General features: G+C 43.6%; 20 protein-coding genes. 8 read left to right on the top strand and 12 right to left on the bottom strand.

Going from position 1 to position 25,329, the window contains the following annotated elements; all coding sequences use genetic code 11:
* Window positions 1-113: 113 nt before the first annotated feature.
* The 4 genes from IEY42_RS06090 to phhA form a co-directional block, all read right to left on the bottom strand.
* Window positions 114-1,100 carry a fumarylacetoacetate hydrolase family protein gene (locus IEY42_RS06090; protein WP_188924421.1) on the bottom strand — a complete coding sequence of 329 codons (987 nt, stop codon included), beginning with the start codon at window positions 1,098-1,100 and terminating at the stop codon, window positions 114-116.
* Between the two features lie 240 nt (window positions 1,101-1,340).
* Window positions 1,341-2,879, bottom strand: coding sequence for a transcriptional regulator TyrR (tyrR, locus tag IEY42_RS06085; protein WP_188924420.1), 1,539 nt, complete (start codon window positions 2,877-2,879; stop codon window positions 1,341-1,343).
* Window positions 2,880-3,040: 161 nt separating this feature from the next.
* A complete protein-coding gene (locus IEY42_RS06080) occupies window positions 3,041-3,379 on the bottom strand; it encodes a 4a-hydroxytetrahydrobiopterin dehydratase (RefSeq protein ID WP_188924419.1) in 339 nt (112 codons plus the stop codon).
* Between the two features lie 74 nt (window positions 3,380-3,453).
* Window positions 3,454-4,251 carry a phenylalanine 4-monooxygenase gene (phhA, locus tag IEY42_RS06075; protein WP_188924418.1) on the bottom strand — a complete coding sequence of 266 codons (798 nt, stop codon included), beginning with the start codon at window positions 4,249-4,251 and terminating at the stop codon, window positions 3,454-3,456.
* Between the two features lie 295 nt (window positions 4,252-4,546).
* Between phhA and galE the strand changes: the two genes are divergently transcribed.
* The 3 genes from galE to IEY42_RS06060 all read left to right on the top strand — a co-directional run bounded on the left by galE (window position 4,547) and on the right by IEY42_RS06060 (window position 6,606).
* Window positions 4,547-5,569, top strand: a complete 1,023-nt coding sequence (gene galE, locus IEY42_RS06070) for a UDP-glucose 4-epimerase GalE (protein ID WP_188924417.1) — start codon at window positions 4,547-4,549, stop codon at window positions 5,567-5,569.
* Between the two features lie 64 nt (window positions 5,570-5,633).
* The gene (gene napF, locus IEY42_RS06065) at window positions 5,634-6,119 is read left to right on the top strand and encodes a ferredoxin-type protein NapF (protein ID WP_188924416.1); all 486 of its coding nucleotides are present in this window, start codon (window positions 5,634-5,636) and stop codon (window positions 6,117-6,119) included.
* Between the two features lie 97 nt (window positions 6,120-6,216).
* Entirely contained in the window at window positions 6,217-6,606 is a 390-nt protein-coding gene (locus IEY42_RS06060) for a bactofilin family protein (RefSeq protein WP_188924415.1), read from the top strand.
* Between the two features lie 9 nt (window positions 6,607-6,615).
* Here IEY42_RS06060 and IEY42_RS06055 read toward each other — a convergent pair whose 3' ends face one another.
* The 8 genes from IEY42_RS06055 to fucP form a co-directional block, all read right to left on the bottom strand.
* Entirely contained in the window at window positions 6,616-7,005 is a 390-nt protein-coding gene (locus IEY42_RS06055; protein WP_229779941.1) for a GFA family protein, read from the bottom strand.
* Between the two features lie 20 nt (window positions 7,006-7,025).
* A complete protein-coding gene (locus IEY42_RS06050) occupies window positions 7,026-7,712 on the bottom strand; it encodes a DUF2982 domain-containing protein (protein WP_188924413.1) in 687 nt (228 codons plus the stop codon).
* A complete protein-coding gene (locus IEY42_RS06045) occupies window positions 7,713-8,489 on the bottom strand; it encodes an ElyC/SanA/YdcF family protein (protein ID WP_188924412.1) in 777 nt (258 codons plus the stop codon).
* A gap of 137 nt (window positions 8,490-8,626) precedes the next feature.
* On the bottom strand, window positions 8,627-9,532 hold the full coding sequence (gene mak, locus IEY42_RS06040; protein ID WP_188924411.1) for a fructokinase: 906 nt from the start codon (window positions 9,530-9,532) through the stop codon (window positions 8,627-8,629).
* 59 nt (window positions 9,533-9,591) lie between these two features.
* Window positions 9,592-10,392, bottom strand: a complete 801-nt coding sequence (gene cysQ, locus IEY42_RS06035; protein WP_188924410.1) for a 3'(2'),5'-bisphosphate nucleotidase CysQ — start codon at window positions 10,390-10,392, stop codon at window positions 9,592-9,594.
* Window positions 10,393-10,727: 335 nt separating this feature from the next.
* The gene (locus tag IEY42_RS06030; RefSeq protein ID WP_188924409.1) at window positions 10,728-11,798 is read right to left on the bottom strand and encodes a glycoside hydrolase family 16 protein; all 1,071 of its coding nucleotides are present in this window, start codon (window positions 11,796-11,798) and stop codon (window positions 10,728-10,730) included.
* Window positions 11,799-11,885: 87 nt separating this feature from the next.
* Window positions 11,886-14,522, bottom strand: a complete 2,637-nt coding sequence (locus tag IEY42_RS06025) for a glycoside hydrolase family 3 protein (RefSeq protein WP_188924408.1) — start codon at window positions 14,520-14,522, stop codon at window positions 11,886-11,888.
* A 9-nt stretch (window positions 14,523-14,531) separates the two neighbouring features.
* Window positions 14,532-15,845, bottom strand: a complete 1,314-nt coding sequence (gene fucP / locus IEY42_RS06020) for an L-fucose:H+ symporter permease (protein WP_188924407.1) — start codon at window positions 15,843-15,845, stop codon at window positions 14,532-14,534.
* Between the two features lie 345 nt (window positions 15,846-16,190).
* Here fucP and IEY42_RS06015 point away from each other — a divergent pair, with 345 nt between their 5' ends.
* The 5 genes from IEY42_RS06015 to IEY42_RS05995 all read left to right on the top strand — a co-directional run bounded on the left by IEY42_RS06015 (window position 16,191) and on the right by IEY42_RS05995 (window position 25,247).
* Window positions 16,191-17,522 carry a GH1 family beta-glucosidase gene (locus IEY42_RS06015; protein ID WP_188924406.1) on the top strand — a complete coding sequence of 444 codons (1,332 nt, stop codon included), beginning with the start codon at window positions 16,191-16,193 and terminating at the stop codon, window positions 17,520-17,522.
* An 87-nt stretch (window positions 17,523-17,609) separates the two neighbouring features.
* Window positions 17,610-18,938 (top strand): glycoside-pentoside-hexuronide (GPH):cation symporter, encoded by a 1,329-nt coding sequence (locus IEY42_RS06010; RefSeq protein ID WP_188924405.1) that lies wholly within the window; start codon window positions 17,610-17,612, stop codon window positions 18,936-18,938.
* 66 nt (window positions 18,939-19,004) lie between these two features.
* Window positions 19,005-20,006, top strand: a complete 1,002-nt coding sequence (locus IEY42_RS06005; protein ID WP_188924404.1) for a LacI family DNA-binding transcriptional regulator — start codon at window positions 19,005-19,007, stop codon at window positions 20,004-20,006.
* 471 nt (window positions 20,007-20,477) lie between these two features.
* On the top strand, window positions 20,478-23,381 hold the full coding sequence (locus tag IEY42_RS06000; protein WP_188924403.1) for a TonB-dependent receptor: 2,904 nt from the start codon (window positions 20,478-20,480) through the stop codon (window positions 23,379-23,381).
* Window positions 23,382-23,666: 285 nt separating this feature from the next.
* Window positions 23,667-25,247, top strand: coding sequence for a tryptophan halogenase family protein (locus IEY42_RS05995; RefSeq protein ID WP_188924402.1), 1,581 nt, complete (start codon window positions 23,667-23,669; stop codon window positions 25,245-25,247).
* Window positions 25,248-25,329 lie beyond the last annotated feature (82 nt).

Raw genomic sequence — 25,329 nt, 5'->3', positions numbered from 1 at the left:
GTTCTCCTCTTTTTAGTTTTAGTTTTAGTTTTAGTTTTAGTTAGCCATTAATAACAAAAAAGGCAATAACGATGATGCGCTATTGCCTTCTAAAAAATACAGCTACAAAATCTTTACGCTTTATATTCAACGACCTTTTGGTCAATCGAACCAAAAATACTCACGCCGTTTTCGTCAAACATTTCAATGCGTACTGTGTCGCCAAAATGCATAAACGGGGTTGAGGCTTTGCCGTCGGCAATAATTTCTAACATGCGCTTTTCAGCTAAACAGCTTGAACCTGCGCTACGGTCGTAGTTTGAAATAGTGCCTGAACCAATAATAGCGCCAGCAGCAAGTGGGCGTGTTTTAGCTACATGCGACACTAACTGGCTAAAATTAAATGTCATGTCGACGCCAGCATTGGGGCGGCCAAATAATTCACTGTTTAAATGAGTCACTAACGGTAAATGCACTTTACTGTCTTGCCATTTATCACCTAACTCATCTGGGGTAATGGCTATCGGAGAAAAAGCACTCGATGGTTTAGATTGGAAAAAACCAAACCCTTTACCGAGTTCACCCGGGATTAAGTTACGCAGTGACACGTCATTCACTAACATTAATAATTTAATGTGCTTAGCGGCATTATCAGTCGATACGCCCATGGCAACATCATCGGTCACAATGGCAATTTCTGATTCAAAATCAATACCGTATTCTTCACTGGCCATTTCAATGTCGGCTTTAGGTGCAATAAAGCTGTCTGAGCCGCCTTGATACACTAACGGGTCGGTCCAAAATGATTCTGGCATTTCAGCGCCACGAGCCTTACGGACCAACTCAACATGGTTAACATAAGCACTGCCGTCAGCCCATTGATAAGCGCGAGGCAATGGAGATAAGCAGCGCGACTCATCAAAGGCAATGGCGTTATCCATTTGACCGTCATTTAATGCTTCATATAATTCGCTTAACTGTGGATACAATAAATCCCAAGCATCGAGTAACTGCTGCATAGTTTTAGCAATGGCTGGTACTGCAACCGCTTTGGTCAAATCTTTACTGACTAACATCAATTGGCCGTCGCGACGTCCGTTGTGATAACTTGCAAGTTTCATTGGTGCTCCTAAATTCTGGGTGGCATTCGCACTTAGTCTCTATAGAATGAATGGCTTAGCTCATTCATTGTGACCATACAAAGTCGTTAAATCCTATAGCGCGGGGCAAATCACGCTTTACCCATGCAAACGGTGATTTGTACATTATTATTTACAAACGATAAAAAACCTTGCCAATGCTGGTTTGCAGCACTGAAATGGCCAAAATGCCAGCACTTTAGCTGGCATTAAATCGTTACGTTATTTTTTCTTGCTAATATTGTAGTCGCGCAGCTTATTGGCAATGGCGGTATGCGACACTCCAAGCTTTTTCGCCAACTGGCGTGTGCTTGGGTAAGCGGGATATAACCGTCGCAGTAACCCCGCCTCATAGTCTTTCATGGCTTCATCTAGTGTGCCTTCAAACTCTTCGTCAAAATAACCAAAACCTTCAGCATATGACGGCAGTTTAAGCTGCTCAACGGTCAACTCTGTTGAGCCATCCCACATGGATACGGCTCTAAAAATGGCATTTTTAAGCTGACGAACATTGCCAGGCCAAGCATACGTAAACAGATAGTCACGGCAACTGGCTGAAATACGTCGCAGCGGACTTGATAACTGCTGACTATAGTGCTCTAAAAACATCTCTGTAAGTGGGATAACATCCACACGGCGCTCACGCAAAGACGGCATGTGATAACTCAACACATGGATGCGGTAATATAAATCTTCCCTAAACTCACCAGTTTGGCAAAGTTCTGCGAGGTTTTTCTGAGTAGAACAGATAATGCGAACGTCCGCTCTGACTTCTACATCGCCGCCAATGCGTCTAAAGGTGCCGTCTTGCAAAAAGCGTAAAAGTTTAACTTGTGCTGCTTTAGACATTTCGGCAATTTCATCTAAAAATACCGTGCCGCCTTTGGCTTCTTCAAATAGTCCACGCTTAACCACGGTGCCATTGCTAACAAAGCCAAACAACTCTTCTTCAGCCACACTGTCAGGCAATGCCGCGCAGTTAATGGCAATAAAGGGGTGCTCACGGCGCATACTTGCGTCGTGACTCGCGCGGGCCATTAACTCTTTGCCCGTGCCAGTTTCGCCGGTGATCAATAACGGCGCGTCTAGCTGAGCCATTCGCTTGGCTTGCTTTAACACGTCTTTCATTTTATCGCTCATCGCTAAAACGTTATCAAAACCTGTGGTTTGATTTTGCAGCGCATTAAATTGCTTGCCGACTCTGGCAGGTGATTTAAGTGACACCACTGCACCAGCTAAAATAGTGGTGTCGTTATCGTCAGGTAAATAAATCGGCAGCATTTCGGCTAAATATTCATTGGAATTAATCTGCACACGGGTAGCTTGAGCTAATACCGGCGTTTCACTCATCCAACGAGCAAAATTAAAACCTTGTACCCAGTGGTTTAATGATTCTTCTACTACTTCATGCTCAGCCATATCCAAAGTGAGTAGTGCCGATTCATTGGCAATACGAATACGGCCTTTAGTGTCGATTGAAAACACCGAATCAGGCAAGGTTTTCAATAATGTTTTTAAGGCGTAGTGCTCTTGCTCAGAGGGCATAAAAGACACGGTACGCACGTCGTGCACGCTTTCGACTTTTCGAATTTGCGGCATGAGTTCTCGTAAGGTTTCGAAACTGATTTCTGCAAATTGCAAAAATAGGAAACCTTTATTACTGGCATCAATGGCAATTAAGTTAATGCCATGTTTTTCAAGCACGACGAGGATGTCTTTCGCTAAACCCACGCGATCGATACAACTGACTTCCAAACGCATATGTAACGATTCCCTAGTTATTAATGTTTTGTTGCGGAAATTTGTCACAACGTTAGAGGGATATTGCTTCGGTGGCAAGCGAAGTTTACAGTAGAATTGTAACAGACAAATTATTCAGCATGTTACGTTAACGTAACATGCTGAAATAAATGTCAATATCGTTAGTCTAATAACTGGTCTGTCTTGGCAGCCATAATGAAGTCATTCTTGTGTAAACCTTTAATCGAGTGCGACCACCAGGTTACGGTGACCTTACCCCATTCGGTTAAAATACCTGGATGATGAAACTCAGCTTCGGCTAAGTCGGCCAGTTTATTGGTAAAAGCCATCGCTAACTTAAAGTTTTTAAACTTATAAACGCGCTCTAATTGCATAATGCCATCGCGCACCTCAACTCCCCAATCAGGGATCATACCGATAAGCTCTGCCAGCTCTGTATCGGTAACTTTAGGGGCATCTGCTTGGCATGCTTCACACTTCATCTCGGTTAATGCGTTCATTGCTACTCCTTGGTTTAATTTGGTTATGTGTAACTTGCAGCTTAATGAACGGTAAGCTCTGCTGCTCTTAATCGTTAACCTGCTTTGGTTTTTGGCTCAAATTTCGGTGCAAACAAGCCGAGTTGCTGAGCTTGAGCCACCATGCTCATAATGTCCATACGAGCGATTTCATCTAAGTAATCAATATTTTCAATCACGTAATAAATCGGCTGCATAATATCAATGCGATAAGGTGTGCGCAGTACATCAAGTAAATCAAACGGTCTGCGCTCAGGCTTATCGCTTAGCGCATACATGGTTTCACCTGGCGAACTTAAAATGCCGCCGCCATAAATTTGTAAGGGTTCATCTTTAGCCTGCACTAAACCAAATTCAATGGTAAACCAGTATAAACGCGTTAAAAATACCCGCTGCTCTTTGGTTGCTGCAAGACCTAATTGGCCATACATATGCGAAAAATGTGCAAATGAAGGGTTGGTGAGTAATGGGCAGTGTCCAAATATTTCATGAAAAATATCAGGCTCTTGCAAATAATCGAACTCTTCTTTAGTGCGAATAAATGTCGCCACTGGAAACTCTTTATTGGCGAGCAATTCAAAAAAGCGTCCAAATGAGATTAATGCTGGCACTGCTGCGGTTTTCCAGCCCGTTGCATCCAATAACACCTTGTCTATTTCAGGCAGTTGCGGAATGCGGTCAACCGACATGGCTAATGCATCTAAACCTTGCAAATACGCAGGGCAAGCACGTCCAGGCATATTGGTCACCTGGCGTTGATATAACTGCTGCCATAATTGATTCTCATGTTCGGAGTAATCAATATAACCTTGGGCATCAGCTTGATGGGCAATATACTTTGTTGCTGTCGTCATAGGTTCCACTTTACGTAAACTTCACTCTCTACATAGTGTGCTAACGTTGTGCTTTTGTTAACTCCTTCACAGTTTATTGTCAGCCAATAATGCAGTACTAATTGTAAACAAATGAATACAGGACCCATAATCGTCATCATTTTCAGCGGATCATTTTATGTTAATTGAACGCAATGGATGCACAGCCGACCAGTGATTTTTTATAAAAAAATACCAATAATTTTTCTGGTACTTGAACTGTGATAATTTACAATGTAGAGCAATATGACTCATTTATTCACAGGACGATTAAACTATGGCAATTTTGGTAACCGGTGGCGCTGGCTATATTGGTACACACACAGTCGTGGAACTGCTAAATGCTGGACAGGAAGTGGTCATCGTAGACAATTTATCAAATTCAAGTGTTGAAGCGTTAGCACGTGTTCATAAGATTACCGGTAAAGATGTGACTTTTTATCAAGGTGACATTCTCAATAAAGCACTGCTGCAAAAAGTTTTTGCCGATCACAGTATCGAATCTGTTATTCATTTCGCGGGCTTAAAAGCCGTTGGCGAATCTGTTGCAAAACCCCTTAAGTATTACGAAAATAACGTCACTGGTACCATTATTTTGTGCCAGGTGATGGCAGAGCATAAGGTTAAAAACCTGGTATTTAGCTCATCGGCAACGGTTTATGGCGACCCTGCTAGCTTACCCATTAAAGAAGACTTTCCTACTGGCGCCACTAATCCATACGGCCAGTCAAAATTAATGGTTGAGCATATTTTAGCGGACTTATATCAGTCAGATAATAGCTGGAACATTGCCCGTTTACGCTACTTTAATCCGGTTGGCGCCCACGAAAGCGGCTTAATTGGCGAAGACCCAAATGATATTCCAAACAACTTAATGCCGTTTATTGCTCAGGTAGCTGTAGGTAAGCGTGAACAGTTAAGTGTATTTGGCGATGACTACAATACCCCTGATGGCACTGGCGTACGTGATTATATTCATGTGGTTGATTTAGCTGTGGGCCATTTACAAGCGCTTAAAAAGCTGCAAACTAAACCTGGCTTAGTCACTTATAACCTCGGTACTGGCATTGGTTACAGTGTGTTAGACATGGTAAAAGCATTTGAAAAAGCCTGTGGCAAAACCATTGCGTATCAAATCAGCCCTCGTCGCCCAGGTGATATTGCCGCCTGTTATGCCGACCCAAGCTTTGCCGCTGCACAATTAGACTGGCGTGCTACCCATAGCGTTGAAGATATGGCGAGTAGCAGCTGGAAATGGCAATCAAATAACCCTGATGGGTATAAATTGCCAAGCGCTTAACAATTTTTTGCTGCAGCTAATGCTAATATTTGCTGCAGCAACTAATACAGTTATTGGAATATAAATGACCCAAGGTATTAACCAAAGTCGCCGCAATCTCTTTAGCCGCCGCAAAACCAATGTTATTCGCCCGCCGTGGAGCAAGCCAGAACGAGCATTTACTGATAATTGCACCCGTTGCGATAAGTGCATTAACGTGTGTGAAACTCAAATTATTAAGCGTGGTGAAGGTGGTTTTCCTGAAATTGACTTCAGCAACGACGAGTGCACCTTTTGCAAACAATGCGTTGAGGTGTGCCCAGAGCCAGTTTTTGATACCACGTTGGCACAACCATGGACTAATGTTGCCAGCATAAAAGACAACTGCTTAACCGCTAAAGGTGTTTGGTGCCAAAGTTGTAAAGATGCCTGTGAGCCACGCGCAATTAGTTTTAGTATGGCCGTGGGCCAAGTTCCAAAACCCGTGATTGATATCGATGCTTGTACTGGCTGCGGCGCATGTGTATCACCTTGTCCGGCGGATGCCATTACGTTGATGCCCACCGAGTAAGTCGTCAGTTAACAAAACCCACAGTTTGTCGTTTTGTTATGCTTATTTTAACGCTATATTAGCACCCCTATTTAGCCATATACCCAAGGGCACTAAGATGTTTGGTCAAAAAAAGCCGGTAAATCCGTTGAGCTTTATCGCTCAAGAATGTCACTTAACTGGAAAACTTATTTTCAGTGGGGATGTATTGATTGCTGGCCATGTTAGTGGCGATATTCAGGCACAAGGCAATGTCACCATAGAAACCAGTGGCACGGTTGAAGGCGATATTTTATGTCGCGAATTAATGATTGCGGGGCAATCATCAGGTGAAGCACGCTGTAAAAAAATCACCTTGCATGAACAAGGTATTTTTGAAGGCGATGCCTATTGTGAACACATTGAAATTTTAGATGGTGGCCAATTTTTAGGGTATCGCCATCGTGATCCTCTCTCAACCACAGCGGCCAATACTGACGCTAATACAGCTGAAGTTATACATGGGTAAAAGCTGATATTAAGCGCTGCTTTTATTAGTATTGAAACGCTGGCAAGTGTCATTAATGTTCAGCCAGCTGACTTGTTCGTTGGTGTAGATATGATAAGTCGGTTGCACTTTATTGGGGTCATCAAGTGATGCTATCGATAAGGTGCAATATTGTGGATAATCCACATGTCGATAGGTCATTGTGGTACCACATTGCTGACAAAAGCCGCGGCGAATATGAGCAGACGAAGCAAACTCAGTCACCACCCCTTGCAACCATGTCACCTGCTCAGTATTAAACATCACAACCGCACCTGTACTTTTTCGGCATTGGTTACAATGACAATGGTTAGCATCAAATGGCATGTCAGTCGTCTGGTAGCGTATTGCTCCGCATAAACAACCTCCTTGTAACACCATAGTTATAATCCCCTCGGACATTATTGAAATGGCTGTTTTGCAGAAACACTGGCTTGTTGTTGCCATTGACGTAACAGGTTAACAAACTCTTTGGGGTCGCGATCGACACTATCCGTTGATAAATATAAGTGATAACCCAGTTGTTCATTTAAGGTTTGGCAGCGGTGGCCAAACATGGCTAACACGCCGCGATAACGATCGCCATTAACGATTAACGGCGTATATTCGGTGCCCAAATACCCCTCTAGACTTTGTAAATCTTCATCTTGAGTGGCTGCGGTCATTAATAATGGTCGTTGCTCTGTTAACAAACCGGTCGCTAAACGCGGTGAAATGCAGTCTAAAATCGGATTGATTTGTTTAAGTTTAACGCCGATATAGGGTAGTTCAATTAATTGCAGATTTTGGTTTACTCTTACATTATCAAAGCGTTGAATATTATCCCATTCGATAAACACCTGGCCACGACGATGAAAAAAAGCCATGCCTTCTGCGGTTAATTTAAAACTCACGGCAGGCTGATACACTTTAGCGACACCTAAAATTAAACCTACTGAACCCAGTGCAAAAAACGTCATACCGAGTGCAAATAAGGTGCTAAAACCAATAAAAATAACCAAGCTGATAAGCATGCTTAGCGCACCAAGTAAGGTTAAGGTAATGCCGTTGCGTTTAGAAAAAGGACTGATCGATAATTCATCGGTCATTTAGATTGTCTCCCTAGGAGAGTGCTGCTTTAAGCCTTTAATACTCAGCCATAACATACCGACATATTCATGAATTGAGCGCTGCGATGCATGTAATTGCTCAGCATCAAGACGCCACCAGAAGCCCTTGTGAGCAATAAAATTGGTTGGCGCTGGCTGTGGCTGCATACCTAATTGAGTAAAAATACTCATGGCACGTGGCATATGGGTGGCAGAGGTCACCAATGTAAAAGGTTGCTGACCGATTAATTGCTGTAATGCGTATGCTTCTTCGATAGTGTCTTTTGGCTGTTCAAACTTAATGATATTGGCTGGGTTAACCCCAAGCTCAACCGCCGCGTTAGCCATTATACTGGCATGGGGTGTCGGTTGTTGGCCGCCACTGTAACCACTTACCACTAAGGTGCAACCTTGTCCCAAATTCAGTTGCCTTATCCCTTCACTTAAACGCGCTAATGCAGTGGCAGATAATTGTTGTACTGCTGTTAATTCTGGTTTTTCAAGATTCCCAGAGCCTAATACCATCACCACACATGACCCAGTTTTTAGCTGATTATTAGGTGAATAACGAGATTCTAGTGAGTCGGTTAACCAATAACTGACTTGCGACTGACTGCACAACAGCAACACGGTAATGGCGAGTGATAAACTGACTTTACCGAACTTAAGCAGCAATTGACGTTGGCTGCGCCACAATAACCCAGCAATTAATAGCAATAAAACGGTTAACGGAATGGGCATCACTAATTGCGACAAGACTTTTTTTAACCAAAACATCAATGATTCACTCTATCTATATTCAGTCGGTAATAACAACTTAGTTATATTGACGCTAGTGTAACTTAGTCAACGCAAAACAAAAACGGCACTATTGAGTGCCGTTAATATTAAATGCGATACAAACCTAAGCCTGATTACTTTTCGTCTTTGCCCCACAACCATGCTGCGCCGCGAACACCTGATGATGCTCCAAATTTATTTTTCACAACTTGGGTCTCACACTCACGGCCTACCACATATTTAGGTAACACTTTAGGCAACTCTGTATAAATCGCATCAATGTTTGACACGCCGCCACCTAATACAATCATGTCTGGGTCCATCATGTTAATCACATGCGCTAACGAACGTGCTAAACGGTCAATGTAGCGCTCAAATGCGGCAGTGGCTAGTGGGTCGCCCTGCGCCATCATTTCAGCAATTTGAATCCCACTGGTGGCATCGCCACCCGCTTCGCGAAAATCACGTACAAAGCCAGTACCAGAAATAAAGGTTTCAATACAATCACGATTACCACAAAAACAGGTGGTAGAATTGAATTCATCTGGAGTCATCCACGGTAATGGGTTATGCCCCCATTCGCCGCCAATGCCATTGCCACCAGCATGCACACGACCATTTATTGCAATACCAGCACCACAGCCGGTACCAATAATACCGCCAAAAACCACACCTTTGCCGGCTGCAGCGCCGTCGACAGCTTCTGATACCGCAAAACAGTTTGCATCATTGGCCACGCGCACTTCACGGCTTAAAACATCACTTAAATCTTTATCTAACGGGTGACCGTTTATCCAGGTTGAATTTGAGTTTTTAACCAAACCGGTAAAGGGCGATACCACACCTGGGATGCCAACACCCACTGAGCCAGTTTGTTTTGTTGCTGTTTCAGCATCAGTCACTAAGCTGACAATAGCGTCTACGGTGCCAGGATAATTTCTAGGAGTAGGGATACGCTTTCTGAATATTTCAATGCCATCTTCGGCTAACGCCACTATTTCAATTTTGGTACCACCGAGATCGACGCCCATGCGCATCATAACTAGCTTCTCCATTATCAATGTAAAGTTATTTCCATATCAGCAAAGTGAGGTAACACCTAACTTTTTGCAAACCACGCCGGTGACGCAGCAATAAAATATGGATTTAAAATGTTTTCTTTTTGATTATATTCAAGTGGTGTCATGGCAGGATATGCCAACACAACGCCACCTGCACTTTCTAAAACAGCTTGCGCGGCTGCAGTGTCCCATTCGCTGGTTAACCCAAGCCTTGGGTACACATCTGCCTGGCCTTCAGCCACCATACAAAACTTTAATGAACTGCCGACACTGAGCATATTATGCTCGCCGACTTGCTCTAAATACTGAGCAACATCTGGGCTCACGTGCGAACGACTGCCCACAACAATGGGTGGTGTTTGTATCTGGCGCTCGCTAATATCGAGCGAAGTCACCTTGCTATCTTGCTCAAGCCAGGCACCTTGACCAATCACTCCGCTGTAGCATTTATTCAACACTGGAGCGTAAACCACCCCCGCAACTGCTTTGCCTTGATGAATAAGCGCAATATTGACGGTAAACTCGCCGTTGCGTTTAATAAACTCTTTGGTGCCATCAAGTGGGTCAATTAACCAGTAGGTTTGCCATGCTTGTCTTTCGGCCCAACTAATATCAGCCGCTTCTTCGCTCATCACGGCAATATCGGCAAAATGGCGCTTCAGCCCAGCAACAATCACATGATGACTGGCGATATCAGCCGCAGTGACAGGACTATCATCTTGCTTAACTTCAACACCCAAATCTGCTTGGGCATATACTTGCATAATGGCGTCGCCAGCCTCTTTGGCCAGCTCAACAATCTTGTGTAAATCTGCGGCTGTAAATGTAATGTTCGACAAATCAATTCCTTAAAAATTTATAGCGGTTCGATACCATTTATAATCATTATGCCATCGTTCGCACCGTAAATTGATATAATCATTTGATTGAAGTTAAACCCAAACGCGCAAATTGGTCGTTAAAAAACTCACACCAAAACAACAAATCGGTAACACTTTGCCTTGTTGCTCGATACTAAGCTAAGCGTTGCGCTGCTCAAAGCAAACAGTGCATCTTTGCATTCGTATTCAATCCCACTTGCACAGTTTGCACCACGTAAACAAACCCAAGAAAACACTGGATTAACTTTATAATTAACACCACAAAAACTGGGGAACCATCGCGATAATCAAGGTTATTGAATAGTGTCGGTAAGTGTTTTGCCTGATACCAACTGCGCATCTTCATCAATGGTTTCACAACCTGCACCTGTGGTGGGTGAATCGCCGCATTGATAAACACGAACATAATCCACTAACATTGATTGAGGAAATACCTCAGGATCAATCCCTTTGTTATGCACGTTTGCGGCCCAATCGCCACCGACAGCAAGATTTAGCAACAGATGAAAAGGCTGATTAAAAGGCGCATCATTGGGCGCGTTCACTGTTTCGCCCTTATTATCGATATATTGGCTATACCAGCCAGATGACCGTTGTGTGGCAAAATGAACATCATCCACATACCAACGTATTTCATCCTGTTGCCATTCAACGGCGTAAACATGAAAGTCATCGGCAGGGTTAACACCATTCGCTAAGTGATATTCTTGACCTGTATAAACATTATTAGGCCATTGTTTGCCGTAATGTAGTGTGCCGTGTACGGCTGAAACCGGCGCGCTATCCTCAACAACCACTTTAAGATTTACCGCTTCCATAATGTCGATTTCGCCAGAACCCGCCCAGGGGCCGTATACCCAATCGGTCGGCAGCATCCAAATAGCAGGCCAGGTACCTTGTCCTTGGGGCAATTTTGCGCGAATTTCAAAACGGCCGTATTTCCAATCGCCTTTGTTTTTTGACACTAATCTTGCCGAGGTATAATCCAAGGTTTTACTGGTGTCATTCACCTCATAGCTTGGATCAGAATCGTTAACGGCAGGGCCAGAAAAGCGCTCTTTAATCGCGGTAATGGTCAGTAAACCATCGGCAACTGAAGCATTTTCAGCTCTTGCGGTATAACACTGTGCTTCATTATTGCCGCCACCATAACAGTCAACGGCAAAACTCCATTTGTTGGCATTCACTGCATTGCCGTCAAACTCATCTTGCCACACCATTTGCCAGCCAGCATTTACTAGGCTGGTTGCGGTTTGAGTTTGGCTTTCGGTATCAACTGAATGACAACCCGAGAGAATAAACGAAGCCAACGTTAAAGCTGTTAAGCCCGGTAACAACGAGTTGTTGTTAGCAAAATGCGTCATTAGTTTACTCATGATATTGAATATTTAACAAGGCTTGAGCCAGACCGTACCAGTGTAGTTAGGGTCTGGCCAAGCTCTCAACACAATTTACTTTTTACATTGAACCGTGTTTTCACCAGGCTGAGTATGGATCACTACATCACTGAAGCTAACATCAACTTTATCGCTGGTCGCGAGATAGAACGGCATAGTGATTTTGCCAAAGTCCATTGGCTCGCTAGCAAAACACGCCAATGACACACTAATATTCTGCCACTCACCTAACTTGCTATTCACTTGCTGAGTAATATCAACTTGCTTGCGACAATCACCTTCACAGGCCATGCCTAACCAAAGTGGCTTTTGCAGTGATATAGTGGCTTTTATACTTAAGGTCAACGCTGAATCGCTATTGCTGTAGGCTCTAAAGTCACGCGGGAAGTTACTGATTAAGCCAACGACACCTTGCTCGCTACCATTAAAGGACACCAATCGGGCATCTTCTTGCACAACGCGATCCATAGTACGGATCGTTAACGCGCTGTTTTGTGCCACACTGCTCGACAATCCTTGACGCTCTGCGCTATTAGCAATGTACATTGACCACGGCGACTTAACTGCACGCTCAAATAACGGCAAGTCGACTAGTGTTTGCTCAGCAGCTAAATTATCTTCAGATAAATTATCAAGCACCACAGCATCACTGAACTTAGATTGATAAGTTAACCCGTAACCAAATGGGATCAATGGCTGATATTGCGCTTTAACTTCAGCTGATTCTGTTGCTAAAGGCACGTTAACCGTTGTTTGCTGTGGCGTTGCTGGCCATGAGAACGATAACTTACCGCCAAAGTCATGTTTGACCTTACCGTCTGCATCAGTAAACAACACATCGGCAATGCCCTGGCCTTCAGAGCCCGGTAACCATGCGGCAACAAAGGCGTCCGATGCGTTAAATTCAGCATTCACCCACATTGGGCGGCCACTGATAAATACCGATACCACAGGAATGCCTTGTGCTTTAAGTTGTTTGAGCAAAGCTAAATCGCGCTTGTCGCCACGTTGATATTCAAGGTTATCAATATCGCCATTGCCTTCGGCGTAAGGTTCTTCACCAAACACTACAATGGCGACATCTGGCTTTTGTTGCTCAGTAAACTCGCCATTAACACTTAGCATTGCTTGACCACCGGCTTGACTGACAGCTTGCTCAATACCTGAGTAAATAGATGTTGCGCCCGGAAAATCTGCATTTTTGTTGTCGGTACCCTGCCAGGTAATAGTCCAACCGCCCGACTGCTTACCGATATTGTCGGCTGCATCACCTGCCACCAAAACCGATAACTTAGGTGAAAGCGGCAACACATTTTGATTATTTTTCAGCAATACCAAAGATTCACGCACCGCCTGACGGGCAACCTCACGATGACTTGCTTGGCCGATTAGCTCTGTCTTACCCGATAATGGGCGCTTAGCAGGGCTTGGCTTTTCAAACAAACCGGCTCTCAATTTAACCCGTAAAATACGAGATACTGCATCGTCTAATCGAGCCTGACTAATTTCGCCACTGTTAACTTGTGCCACCGTGTTTTCAAATAACGGTTTCCACGCAGCAGTTGGCACCATAAAGATATCTAAGCCAGCATTTGCCGCTTGAGCACACGACTCATTAGTACAACCCGGAATTTGTCCATGGCCATTCCAATCCCCCACCACAAAACCGTCGAAACCCATTCGGTCTTTTAATACGTCGGTAAGTAAGTATTTATTGCCATGATTTTTTTCGCCATGCCAGCTATTAAATGAGGCCATCACACTTTGTGCGCCTGCATTTAACCCGCCAACATAACCTTGAGCATGCACATCGACTAACATTTTTTCAGTGGCAATATTGTCGCCCTGATCAATACCCTTTTCTGTGCCGCCATCACCTAAGAAATGCTTAACGGTCGACAGCACGCGTTGATCCGATAAAAAGTCACCATTAACGGCGCCTTGTAACCCTTCAACAATCGCAAATGAGTAATCTCTGACAATGGCCGGGTCTTCAGAATAACCTTCATAACTGCGGCCCCAACGGTCATCCCTCACAACGGCTACTGTGGGTGCAAATACCCAATCAATACCAGTGACCATCACTTCTTTGGCGGTTATCGCTGCAATTTGTTCGATCAATTTTGGATTATTGGCCGCACCTAGACCAATATTGTGCGGAAATAGCGTGGCACCAATGACATTGTTGTGTCCATGTACAGCGTCAGTTCCCCACATTGTCGGGATATTAATGCCATCGACAGAGTCGTCAACTGAGGCTTGATATAGCGATTCAGCTAAGGCAATCCAATCCGCTGGCGTGGCATGTTTATCGTTATTAGGGTAAGCACCACCGCCATTGAGATACGAGCCAAAACCGTACTTGCGCATATCTTCAACGGTGATATCGCGAATTTCAGGCTGGATCATCTGAGCCACTTTTTGCTCTACCGTCATCTTGCTCAGCAAGGCGGTAATGTTAGCTTCAAGCTCAGCATCTTTGGCAATAGCAGGCGTTAATGCCGGCCATAAATCAATGTTGTTTTTTGCGTCAGTGTTTACTGTGGTCGCTTCAGGTGTAACCGTGTTAGCAGGTGCGGCTTGTTGCGCTTCGCCGCAACCGCCTAGACCCAATAAAACAACAAAACTTAAGTAGCTTACCGTCGTGAGCTTGGTTGATTTACGTTCAGTTTTTATAGAAATGATTGTCATGTGATGTCCTTATCCTTGTTGCTCAACGTTAGCGGCAGGGCGCGCAGCGTAGCAACCAACTAAACCGTAATAACCAATGAAACCGTAACAGACTAACGGCACGATAAACGCTAATTGAATACCTAAACTGTCGGCCAAAATGCCTTGCAGTAACGGTAAAACCGCGCCGCCGACAATGGCTAAACATAAAATACCTGAGCCTTGGCTGGTATGTTGTTTTAAATCCTGTAGCGCTAGGCTGAAAATGGTTGGGAACATAATTGAGTTACATAGTCCCACCAATAATAATGCCCACATCGCGACACTGCCGGCACTAAACATCGCCGCGACCACTAATACGCAAGCACACAGTGCATTAAAGGCTAACACTTTACCGGCTTTAACTTTTTGCATCACACCTGCGCCAATAAAACGTCCCACCATGGCACCGCCAAAGTAATAAGCAATATATTGCGCGGCTTGGGATTCAGATAAACCACCAATATCATCTTGTGTTAAAAAGCTAATCAAAAAGCTGCCAATACCCACTTCGGCACCCACATAGACAAAAATACCTACAGCGCCCAATACGAGATGAGGATATTGCCATGCACTGCCTTTGGCCGTTTTTTGGCTAGTCACCACCTTCTTGCCCAATAGGGGAAGCTTTAACAGCATAAAAATGACCGCAAGTGCTAATAAAGACGCCGCCAAAATCAAATACGGTGTTTGCACAGCACTGGCTTGTTGTTGTACCGATAATTGGCCAATCACCTCACCGACTTCAGTAAGTTTTTCATCGTGTTCAACTGTCGATAAAATTAACCAGCTGCCAAAGAAAGGCGCCACCGTAGTGCCTAAGGAATTAAACGCTTGGGTTAAGGTTAAACGAGATGATGCGGTTTCAGCAGGGCCTAGCACACTCACATATGGATTGGCTGAAACTTGTAAAATGGTAATGCCCGATGCTAAAACAAAAAAAGCAAACAAGAACATATTGTATGAGCCATAACTGGCTGACGGATAAAATAATAGACAGCCGACACAGGCAATAACCAGACCGGTAATAATCCCCTTTTGATAACCAATCTTACCCACTAATGCGCCCGCAGGAATCGACACAATAAAGTAAGCACCAAAGAAACAAAACTGCACTAACATTGCTTGAGCATAATTAAGCTCAAACATGTTTTTTAAGTAAGGAATTAAAATATCGTTGAGGCAAGTTAAAAAGCCCCACATAAAAAACAACGAGGTTAACGCGACTAATGCAAAGCGAAAATCCCCTTGTTGGTGAGTAGAATCAACATGAGTTAACTCTGGTTGGTTGTGTGAAGTCGCCATGACATCCCCTGATTTATAAGTCGTTATATTGGGTTAGTTACTACTCGAGCTAAACATGACCATAAATCGTTCACTCAGCATAAACGCGTGTAAACGATATCCCCTACTGGCCTGTTGTGATTAATTCGCTAAATCAAATATTGACCTTTGTATCATTAATTACTAATCTCAATGTAAGCGCTTTCATTTTTAACATATCGATAACTGATGTCAACGATTTTTAGATGTTCAAACAGAATTTTTCATCTAACAGGTGAGTGGCACAATAGCGTAATCATCGGTGTTTCAGGGCAATAAATTGCCAAAAAAAGACTCAAACTTAATCAATACTAAGTGAAAATTAATATGAAAATAATGTTACCAGCCAATTCGAAAATGCAGTCAAAAGCGTTCACATACGGTGTTGCAACCGCATCATTTCAAATCGAAGGCGCAGCTGATTCACGTTTAGCGTGCATTTGGGACACTTTTTGCGCCACACCAGGCAAAGTACGTGACGGTTCTAACGGCGACCAAGCTTGCGAACACGTAAAACTATGGCGTGAAGATATTGATTTAATTGAATCATTGGGTGTAGATGCATACCGTTTATCGATTTCTTGGCCTCGCGTGTTACACAAAGATGGCAGCTTAAACACTCAAGGCGTGCAGTTTTATACTGACTTATTAGACGAGCTAAATCGTCGCGGCATTAAACCGTTTGTCACCTTATATCACTGGGATTTACCACAACACATTGAAGACAATGGCGGCTGGTTAAACCGTGAAACAGCTTACTTATTTGCTGACTATACCGACAAAGTCACTCAAGCCTTTGGCGACCGGGTATACTCTTATGCCACATTTAACGAGCCTTTTTGCAGCTCGTATCTAGGTTATGAAATTGGCGTACACGCACCTGGTTTGGCTAAAAAATCTTATGGTCGTCAATCAGCGCATCATTTATTGTTAGCCCATGGTTTAGCCATGAAAGTATTGCAAAAAAACAGCCCAAACACTGAAAACGGCATCGTGCTTAACTTTACCCCTTGTTACAGTGCCACAGACTCAGCCGAAGATGTACAAGCCGCCAGTAAAGCTGACCAGTATTTTAATCAGTGGTACATTAAGCCGCTGTTTGATCGCTGCTACCCTGAGATTATTAACGACTTTGCAACAGAGGATATGCCGGTTATTGAAGAAGGCGACTTTGATATTATTGCCCAACCCATCGACTTTTTAGGCATCAACTTTTATACCCGTGCTGTGTACAAAGCAGATGCAGTCACAGGCTTTAGCCAAATTGATATGGTTGATAATCCTAAAACCGATATTGGTTGGGAGATTTACCCGCAATCATTCACTGATTTATTGACCTCATTACATGCACTTTATCCGTTACCGCCGATGTACATCACCGAAAATGGTGCCGCAATGGGCGATAAATTGATTGACGGTAAAGTGGATGATCAAGACAGACTCGCTTATTATGATGCCCACTTAAATGCTGTGAATAACGCCATAGAACAAGGCGTTAATATTGTGGGTTACTTTGCCTGGAGCCTAATGGATAACTTTGAATGGGCTGAAGGGTATTTAAAACGCTTTGGTATTGTCTATGTTGATTATGACACCCAAAAGCGTACGCTTAAGTCTAGCGCTTATGCCTACAAAAACTTATTAGCTAACAGAAAATAACCCTACAGTTAAGCCGTTCCTAATGAGCGGCTTTATTGTATTTAACGCATCAAATTAAAAAATATAACAACAATTATTGAGGCACGTATGATCAGTATTAAAGAGAAAATTGCCTACGGGCTTGGTGACACAGCCAGTAACATTGTGTTCCAAACGGTGATGCTTTTTTTAACCTTTTTCTATACCGACATTTTCGGTATTTCACCTGCATTTGTCGGCACCATGTTTTTAGCCGTGCGTTTAATTGATGCGGTAACCGATCCATTAATGGGCGCACTGGCCGACAGAACCAATACCCGCTGGGGTAAATTCAGACCTTACTTGTTATGGTTTGCCCTGCCCTTTGGCTGTATCAGTGTGTTGGCATTTACCACACCCGATTTAACCGAAGACGGTAAAATGATTTATGCCTTTGTGACTTACACAGCCTTGATGATGGTCTATACCGCTATTAACATTCCTTACTGTGCTTTGGGCGGCGTATTAACCGCTGATCCTAAAGAGCGGGTATCAGTGCAGTCATACCGTTTTGTATTCGCCATGTTAGGTGGCTTGCTGGTGTCAGGACTGACATTACCTTTAGTCGAGTTTTTAGGTCAGGGTGATGAGGCAAAAGGTTATCAACTAACGATTACCGCAATGAGCATTTTAGGCGTGGCGATGTTTTTAGTGTGTTTTTGGGGCACCAAAGAGCGCCTTCACCCGCCAGTCGATCAGCAATCAAGTTTTAAGAAAGACTTTGGCGACATGCTTAAAAATGATCAATGGCGGGTACTTTCTGTTGCTGCGGTGTGTTTATTATCTGGCATGGTACTACGCACTAGCTTAGCCATTTACTATGTTAAGTATTACCTCAACATGCCAGACTCCATCACCCTGTTTATCACCCTGGGCATGGTCGGTAATATCTTTGGTTGTATTTTGGCTGAACCGCTGGCTAAACGCGTCTGTAAAGTGAAAGCCTATATTAGCTTGCAAATCCTTGCCGCAACATTATGTGTACTCAGTTATTTTGTGCCAAGCGATCAAGTGGTACTGGCCTTCTTTATGTTTATCGTGTGGGGCTTTACCTTCAACATGGCAACCCCATTACTGTGGGCAAAAATGGCCGATGTGGTCGATTATGGTCAATACAAAAATGGCGTACGTATCACGGGAATGATTTATTCTTCGGTGATATTCTTCATCAAACTAGGTGTTGCAATTGGTGGCGCGGCTGCAGGTTGGTTGTTGGCCGGTTATGGTTATCAAGCCGATACCGCACAAACAGAAGCCACCCAGCAAGGTATACTATTGTCGTTTACCATTTACCCTGCCATTGGCTCTATTTTGGTGGCGTTTGTAATGCGCTGGTATGTACTGGACAACCAAAAGGTTGATGCAATTCACTTAGAATTAAATAGAGATGCAAAATAAAAGCATGTTAGTCTTGCAAATCAATGTTCCAAGGCTAACTTGCATTAATTAACAAGAAAAGGCGATATGGCAACGATTTATGATGTATCAGTAATGGCGGGAGTGTCTCTGGCTACGGTGTCTAGAGTGATGAATAACAACACCAAAGTCAGTGATAGAACCAAGCAAAAAGTATTGGATGCGATGCAAACCTTAGGGTATCGCCCCAATACAATTGCTCAGTCTTTAGCGTCTAATCGTTCTAATAGTGTTGGCGTGTTAGTGTCGCAACTTGATGGTCCGTTTTACGGCCCAATGATGACTGAAATTGAAGCGGCACTGCGAAGCGCCAATAAACACGTGATTATTGCCGCTGGCCACAGTGATGAAGCCCAAGAAAAAGACAGCGTCGAATTTTTAATGAGTCGTGGTTGTGATGCGTTGATTTTAGATGTTGAAGCCGTGTCTGATGATTATTTAATTGAACTCAGCAAAGGCCCAACACCAATAGTCTTTATTAACCGCTATATTGAATCCATTAAAGAGCGCTGTGTTTACCTTGAAAATGAACTCGGTGGCTTTATGGCTACCGATTACATTTTGTCGCTTGGACATACCCATGTTGCTTATATTTCAGGGCCACTGTTTAAGCTGGATGTAAGAGATCGTTTAAAAGGCCATAAACGCGCCTTAGCGCAATATAATGTCCCATTTGACGAAGCACTTTATTACGAGAGTGATTTTAAAGAGGCTGGCGGCAGTGAAGCTATGGAGCATTTTTTGTCATTAAACAACCCCATTACCGCTGTGGTATGTGCTAATGACCAAATGGCCTCTGGAGCAATTGCGGTGTGCTTAGAGCATGGCTTAAGTGTACCCGATGACATTTCATTTATTGGTTACGATAACATCCCTTTCCCGCAGTATATTTCCCCTAAATTATCTACCGTAAGTAACCCTATTCATGAGATGGGTAAAATGGCGGCTCGCTGGGTGTTACAGCAGGTTTACAATGACCAAGACATTGCAGTTGATAGTTCGTTTAAACCAGAGTTATTTATTCGTACTTCGGCAAAAAAAGTCGACTAAATCGATTGGCATTGCGTTATACGTTATCCCCTAAAAACCAGCATCTGCTGGTTTTTTACTTTTATAATCATTGGTGCACTTGCCCTAAACCTCGTCATTTACTATCCGGCATGTCATTGGCATTTATCATTTAAACCTGAGCCTAAGTTGTAACAACTGCGGCAACAAAAGAAAGCGCTTACATTTATTTACACTTACCTCTCTAACAATAAAATCTAATAAAAACAATAGCAAATTTTAAGGTGTAACTTTCCCCTAGCACGGTTGGTTAATGAAATGTAATAATTTAAACTTGTTTTTGTTGACTGTTATCACATTTTACACTAGCTTTATGTAAGCGCTTACATTAGCTGTTTTATAAGGCAATGATTATAAATAATGAATAAAGCGCAGATGGAGAATTACAAAAACGATTTGCGCCCTACTCGCAATATTGAAAGAAATAAAATCTAGTCAATGGGGATTTCCTAGATGAAAACGACAAAATTTACAAAAACTAAGCTTGCGACCAGTTTATCGCTAGTGCTTGGTGTTGGCAGTATGTTACCTGCCTATGCGGCAGATGAGGCCAGCGAAGAAAATATCGAAGTGATTTCGGTTACTGGTATTCGTGGCAGTTTGATTAAATCAATGGATGTTAAGCGTTCATCAAGTGGAGTCGTTGACTCTATTTCTGCTGAAGATATTGGTAAATTTCCAGACACCAACTTAGCTGAGTCATTACAACGTATTACCGGTGTATCGATTGACCGCTCTAACGGCGAAGGCAGTAAAGTGTCTGTGCGTGGTTTTGGTCCAGACTACAACTTGATCACCCTCAATGGTCGTCAAATGCCAGTGACTACCGGTACTCGTTCATTTGACTTTGCTAACATCGCCTCTGAAAGTATCAGCGGTGTAGAAGTCCATAAAACCAGCCAAGCATCAGATTCTACAGGTGGTATCGGCTCAACTATCAATATTTTGACTCATAAGCCATTAAACTCTCCTGGTCTTAAAGCGACTGTGGGCGTGAAAGCGGTTGATGACAAATCAACCGATAACGGTTCAGTGACACCAGAGCTGTCTGGCTTGTATTCAAATACCTTTGCCGATGACACCTTTGGTATTTCATTGTCTGCAAGCTACCAAGAGCGTGAAAGCGGTAACCAACAAGCTCAAGTCGGTACAGGCTGGCGCACATTCCCTGGTACTACTGACAACAGTGAATGGGGCGGCGTGGCCAATGATGATAGCCAAATCAACCGCCCTGGTGATGAAGACTTTTACTCGGTACCACAAACCACAGTGTATCGTTTTGAAGAGCAACAACGTACCCGTACTAACGGCCAGTTAGTATTGCAATACAGCCCTGTAGACAGTGTAGTGGCAAGCTTAGACTACACCTACATGCGTAATGATATCGACACCCAATTCAATGACGTATCAGCATGGTTTAACTTTGTTCCATCTGAAAACGTATGGTCTGACGGCCCGTATGCAACGCCACTTATTTATTCAGAAACCTACGATTCACCCGCTGACTTATCAATGGCGGCGGGTGATTCTGGCGTACGTAACGAAAGTGGTTCATTAGGTTTCAACATTGAGTGGCAAGCCACCGATGACTTAAAACTGACTTTCGACGCGCACAACTCAGTAGCAGAAAACAAACCAAACAGCCCTTACGGTTCGAGTAACACACTCAGTACAGCAGCTTTTGTTCGTACCAGTGCGGCAACCGACTTTAGCGGCGACTTACCCGTGCTTGCAGTGGGTGGCGGTAACGCTGTGACCGCGGCAGATATGATGGTAACCGGTTCTGTATTTACCAACTCACGCAACAAGTCTGAAATTGACCAGTATCAATTTGACGGTGAATACTACCTTGAAGATGCGGGTAGTATTGATTTTGGTGTTGCGATAACGAACGTCAATAACCACTCTCAAACTGTTAACGTACAACGTAACGACTGGGGCGGTGTTGGCTCAGCAGGTGATTTAGACGATGCCTGGTTCCCAGCTGACACCATTCATGACAAATTTGATGCCAACGGCGGTGACTTCTCTCTTGCTGATGGCGACTTTGACATCCTAAACACCATTTTTATGTGGGACTTTGACTCAGTTCGTGATTACGCAGCGGCTAATTACACCTCTTCTGTGAGTGGTGATTGTGGTAATGGTTTCTGCCCATCAACTAACTATGCGTCTGAAACCGACCGTTACACTGAAGAAGAATCGCAAGCGGTTTATGTACAGTACAACTACGATAATGAAATCGCAGGTATGCCATATGATGTGCATTTCGGGCTTCGTTATGAACAAACCGATGTCACCTCAACCGCTGCAGTTGCCGGTTATGATGGTGCCGATTGGATTGCCGAAACAGAGATTGCGTTATCGGCAACTGGTGAGCAAGTCTTTGAAACTAAAAAAGGTGACTATGACTACTTATTACCAAGCTTTAACTTCAATATTGAAGTGGTAGAAGATGTCATTTTACGCGCAGCATACAGCGAAACCATTGGTCGCCCAGATTATACTGCGATTCAAGGTGGTACCGTTTTAAGCACATTGGCTAACCGTACTAATGGTGGTGGTTCTGCGGGTAACCCGACGTTATTGCCGCTAGAGTCTGAAAACATCGACTTCTCGGCTGAGTGGTATTACGCGCCATCAAGCTACGTGTCAGTCGGTTACTTCCGTAAAGACACTAAAAACTTTATTAGCTCTGAAATTGTCCAAACCACTAACGGCATTTATAACCCTGCATCGGGTGATTTATATAAAGCCGCAGTAGCTGCAACAGGCACAACTGAAGCAGGTGCAGTACGTGACTATATTTTCGCAAACTTTGCTGATAATGCTGCGGTAGATGTTGATAACCAAATCATTAGCGGTAGTGCAGATAACAACGATGCATTATTAAACTTCAATATTTCTACGCCTTCAAATAGCGCCAATAGTGCTGTTATTGATGGTTGGGAATTTGCAGCGCAGCACTTCTTCGGCGAAAGCGGCTTGGGTGTAATTGCGAACTACACCTTGGTTGACAGTGATTTGGCCCTTGTCGGTATTAGTGATACAGCTAACGCAGTATTAGTGTACGAAAACTATGGTTTCCAGGCTCGTGTGGCTTACAACTGGCGCGATGAGTTCTTAAGCGCAACAAGCCAAGGTACTGGTTTATTCCCACAGTACACTGAAGCTTACTCGCAAATCGATTTGTCAGTGAGTTATGACATTGAGCAAGTTGAAGGCTTAACTGTGTTTTTCGAAGGACTTAACATTACCGAAGAATACACACGAGTTCGTGGATACACTGACGATCAAGTGTTAAATCTAACCGAAACGGGCGCACGCTACAGTATTGGTGCACGATACACTTTCTAAGTGATAACCCACTTGATGTTATCCCGTCTTACCCCAGTTTGAACGGGATACATCAAGGTTTTATTTAGGTCGTTGGGGTGAGCAAACTTTGCCACCTCTTTTATTGCAAGATATTGAGTAACAAGGATGTTACTATTTTTGTTTTAGGGATAACTCGCTACCCTGTAAAACAAATAATTGAAACAACTTACATTTTACCAAATTCTACTTATGATGTTTCTGATGCGAATAAAACATCATAGAACCGTTAAAATAACAATAACGTCCAAAGCGTAGGTAGAGAGAATGCAAAAACCAATCACCCAAATCGTCATTGTTGGTGGTGGCACCGCCGGTTGGATCACCGCGGGATTACTGGCGGCTGAGCATAATGTCGACAGGGGCGTATTAGCTCACTCTCCTAAGCTCAACATCACCTTAATTGAATCGCCCGATGTGGCCACCATTGGTGTAGGTGAAGGCACCTGGCCTTCAATGCGCTCAACCTTGAGCAAAATAGGCATTGATGAAAATAACTTTATTCGCCGTTGTGATGCCAGCTTCAAACAAGGCTCTCGCTTTATTAATTGGCGCACCGACGCGGTCGATAAATCAAACAGCTACTTGCATCCTTTTAGCCTGCCACATGGACATCAAGAACTCGATTTATGCCCATTTTGGTTACCTCACTCAGAGCAAGTCAGCTTTGCGCAGGCCGTCAGTAGCCAGGAAGTATTATCACAGCTCGGTTTAGCGCCAAAAAACATCTCATCAGCGCAATATCATTTTCAAAACAATTACGGTTATCATCTCAATGCGGGCAAATTCAGCCAGCTACTGCTCGAACATTGCACCCAAAAACTGGGAGTGACTCATGTTAGCGATCATGTTGAACATATCGTCAATAATGAACAAGGTGACATTGAAAAGCTTATCACCCAGCAACATGGCGAGATAAGCGGCCAATTGTTTATTGACTGTACAGGCGTTAAATCATTGCTATTAGGCAAGCATTTTCAAGTACCATTTTTATGCCAAAAATCTGTGCTGTTTAACGACAGTGCTTTAGCAATGCAAGTGCCTTATGAAGACCCAGCAACCGCGATAGCTTCTTGTACTCACTCAACCGCACAGCCAAATGGTTGGATTTGGGATATAGGCTTGCCTACCCGCAAAGGGGTCGGTTATGTGTATTCATCAAGCCACAGTAATGACAGCCAAGCTGAGCAAGTGCTACGGGATTACGTAATCGCCAACGGCACCAGTAATGAACTTGCCTCACAACTTGAGCCGCGAAAACTCAATATTAACCCGGGCTATCATGCTAAATGCTGGCAAAACAATTGTATTGCCATTGGAATGGCAGCAGGGTTTATTGAACCGCTAGAAGCCTCAGCCCTTGCGTTAATTGAGTGGACAGCTTCTACACTCGCGCAGAAATTACCGCCCAATCGTCAGGTAATGGATACGATTGCAGATAGAGTCAACTTACGTTATCAGCAGCATTGGCAACAAATTATCGACTTTTTAAAACTGCACTATGTTATTAGCCAACGTGAAACTGATGCTTATTGGCGCGACCATCGTGACAGCAACTCAATACCCGAACGCTTACAGGCACAGCTTGAATTATGGCGTTACCAGGCGCCAAGCCAGCATGACATTAGCTATAAAGAGGCGCTCTTCCCTGCTGCCAGTTTTCAATATGTGCTTTATGGGATGGGCTTTCAAACTCAGTTACCAAGCCATGTTAAACCGTCTCAGTTGCAACTTGCACAGCGATTATTTAACGATAACCAACAACGTACTCAAGCATTGAGCAAAAGCTTACCGACTAACCGTGCTTTATTAGCTAAAGTGGCCCAATATGGTTTCCCTAAGCTTTAATGAGAAGAATTAACATAGATAAAATCACTTACAAAAACCATAACAACATACTGTATTTGAACGAATAAGATAGGACATCAAC

Origin of the sequence: Shewanella algicola (assembly GCF_014648035.1) — a bacterium.
Classification (GTDB): Bacteria; Pseudomonadota; Gammaproteobacteria; order Enterobacterales; family Shewanellaceae; genus Shewanella; species Shewanella algicola.
The sequence above is the reverse complement of the archived record's forward strand: the minus strand, read 5'-3'. Positions and strand labels throughout refer to the sequence as shown.

Coding starts and splice junctions, on each gene's coding strand:
- IEY42_RS06090 (WP_188924421.1), bottom strand. CDS start 1,100: ATGAAACTTGCAAGTTATCACAACGGACGTCGCGACGGCCAATTGATG.
- tyrR (WP_188924420.1), bottom strand. CDS start 2,879: ATGCGTTTGGAAGTCAGTTGTATCGATCGCGTGGGTTTAGCGAAAGAC.
- IEY42_RS06080 (WP_188924419.1), bottom strand. CDS start 3,379: ATGAACGCATTAACCGAGATGAAGTGTGAAGCATGCCAAGCAGATGCC.
- phhA (WP_188924418.1), bottom strand. CDS start 4,251: ATGACGACAGCAACAAAGTATATTGCCCATCAAGCTGATGCCCAAGGT.
- galE (WP_188924417.1), top strand. CDS start 4,547: ATGGCAATTTTGGTAACCGGTGGCGCTGGCTATATTGGTACACACACA.
- napF (WP_188924416.1), top strand. CDS start 5,634: ATGACCCAAGGTATTAACCAAAGTCGCCGCAATCTCTTTAGCCGCCGC.
- IEY42_RS06060 (WP_188924415.1), top strand. CDS start 6,217: ATGTTTGGTCAAAAAAAGCCGGTAAATCCGTTGAGCTTTATCGCTCAA.
- IEY42_RS06055 (WP_229779941.1), bottom strand. CDS start 7,005: ATGGTGTTACAAGGAGGTTGTTTATGCGGAGCAATACGCTACCAGACG.
- IEY42_RS06050 (WP_188924413.1), bottom strand. CDS start 7,712: ATGACCGATGAATTATCGATCAGTCCTTTTTCTAAACGCAACGGCATT.
- IEY42_RS06045 (WP_188924412.1), bottom strand. CDS start 8,489: ATGTTTTGGTTAAAAAAAGTCTTGTCGCAATTAGTGATGCCCATTCCG.
- mak (WP_188924411.1), bottom strand. CDS start 9,532: ATGATGCGCATGGGCGTCGATCTCGGTGGTACCAAAATTGAAATAGTG.
- IEY42_RS06030 (WP_188924409.1), bottom strand. CDS start 11,798: ATGACGCATTTTGCTAACAACAACTCGTTGTTACCGGGCTTAACAGCT.
- IEY42_RS06025 (WP_188924408.1), bottom strand. CDS start 14,522: ATGACAATCATTTCTATAAAAACTGAACGTAAATCAACCAAGCTCACG.
- fucP (WP_188924407.1), bottom strand. CDS start 15,845: ATGGCGACTTCACACAACCAACCAGAGTTAACTCATGTTGATTCTACT.
- IEY42_RS06015 (WP_188924406.1), top strand. CDS start 16,191: ATGAAAATAATGTTACCAGCCAATTCGAAAATGCAGTCAAAAGCGTTC.
- IEY42_RS06010 (WP_188924405.1), top strand. CDS start 17,610: ATGATCAGTATTAAAGAGAAAATTGCCTACGGGCTTGGTGACACAGCC.
- IEY42_RS06005 (WP_188924404.1), top strand. CDS start 19,005: ATGGCAACGATTTATGATGTATCAGTAATGGCGGGAGTGTCTCTGGCT.
- IEY42_RS06000 (WP_188924403.1), top strand. CDS start 20,478: ATGAAAACGACAAAATTTACAAAAACTAAGCTTGCGACCAGTTTATCG.
- IEY42_RS05995 (WP_188924402.1), top strand. CDS start 23,667: ATGCAAAAACCAATCACCCAAATCGTCATTGTTGGTGGTGGCACCGCC.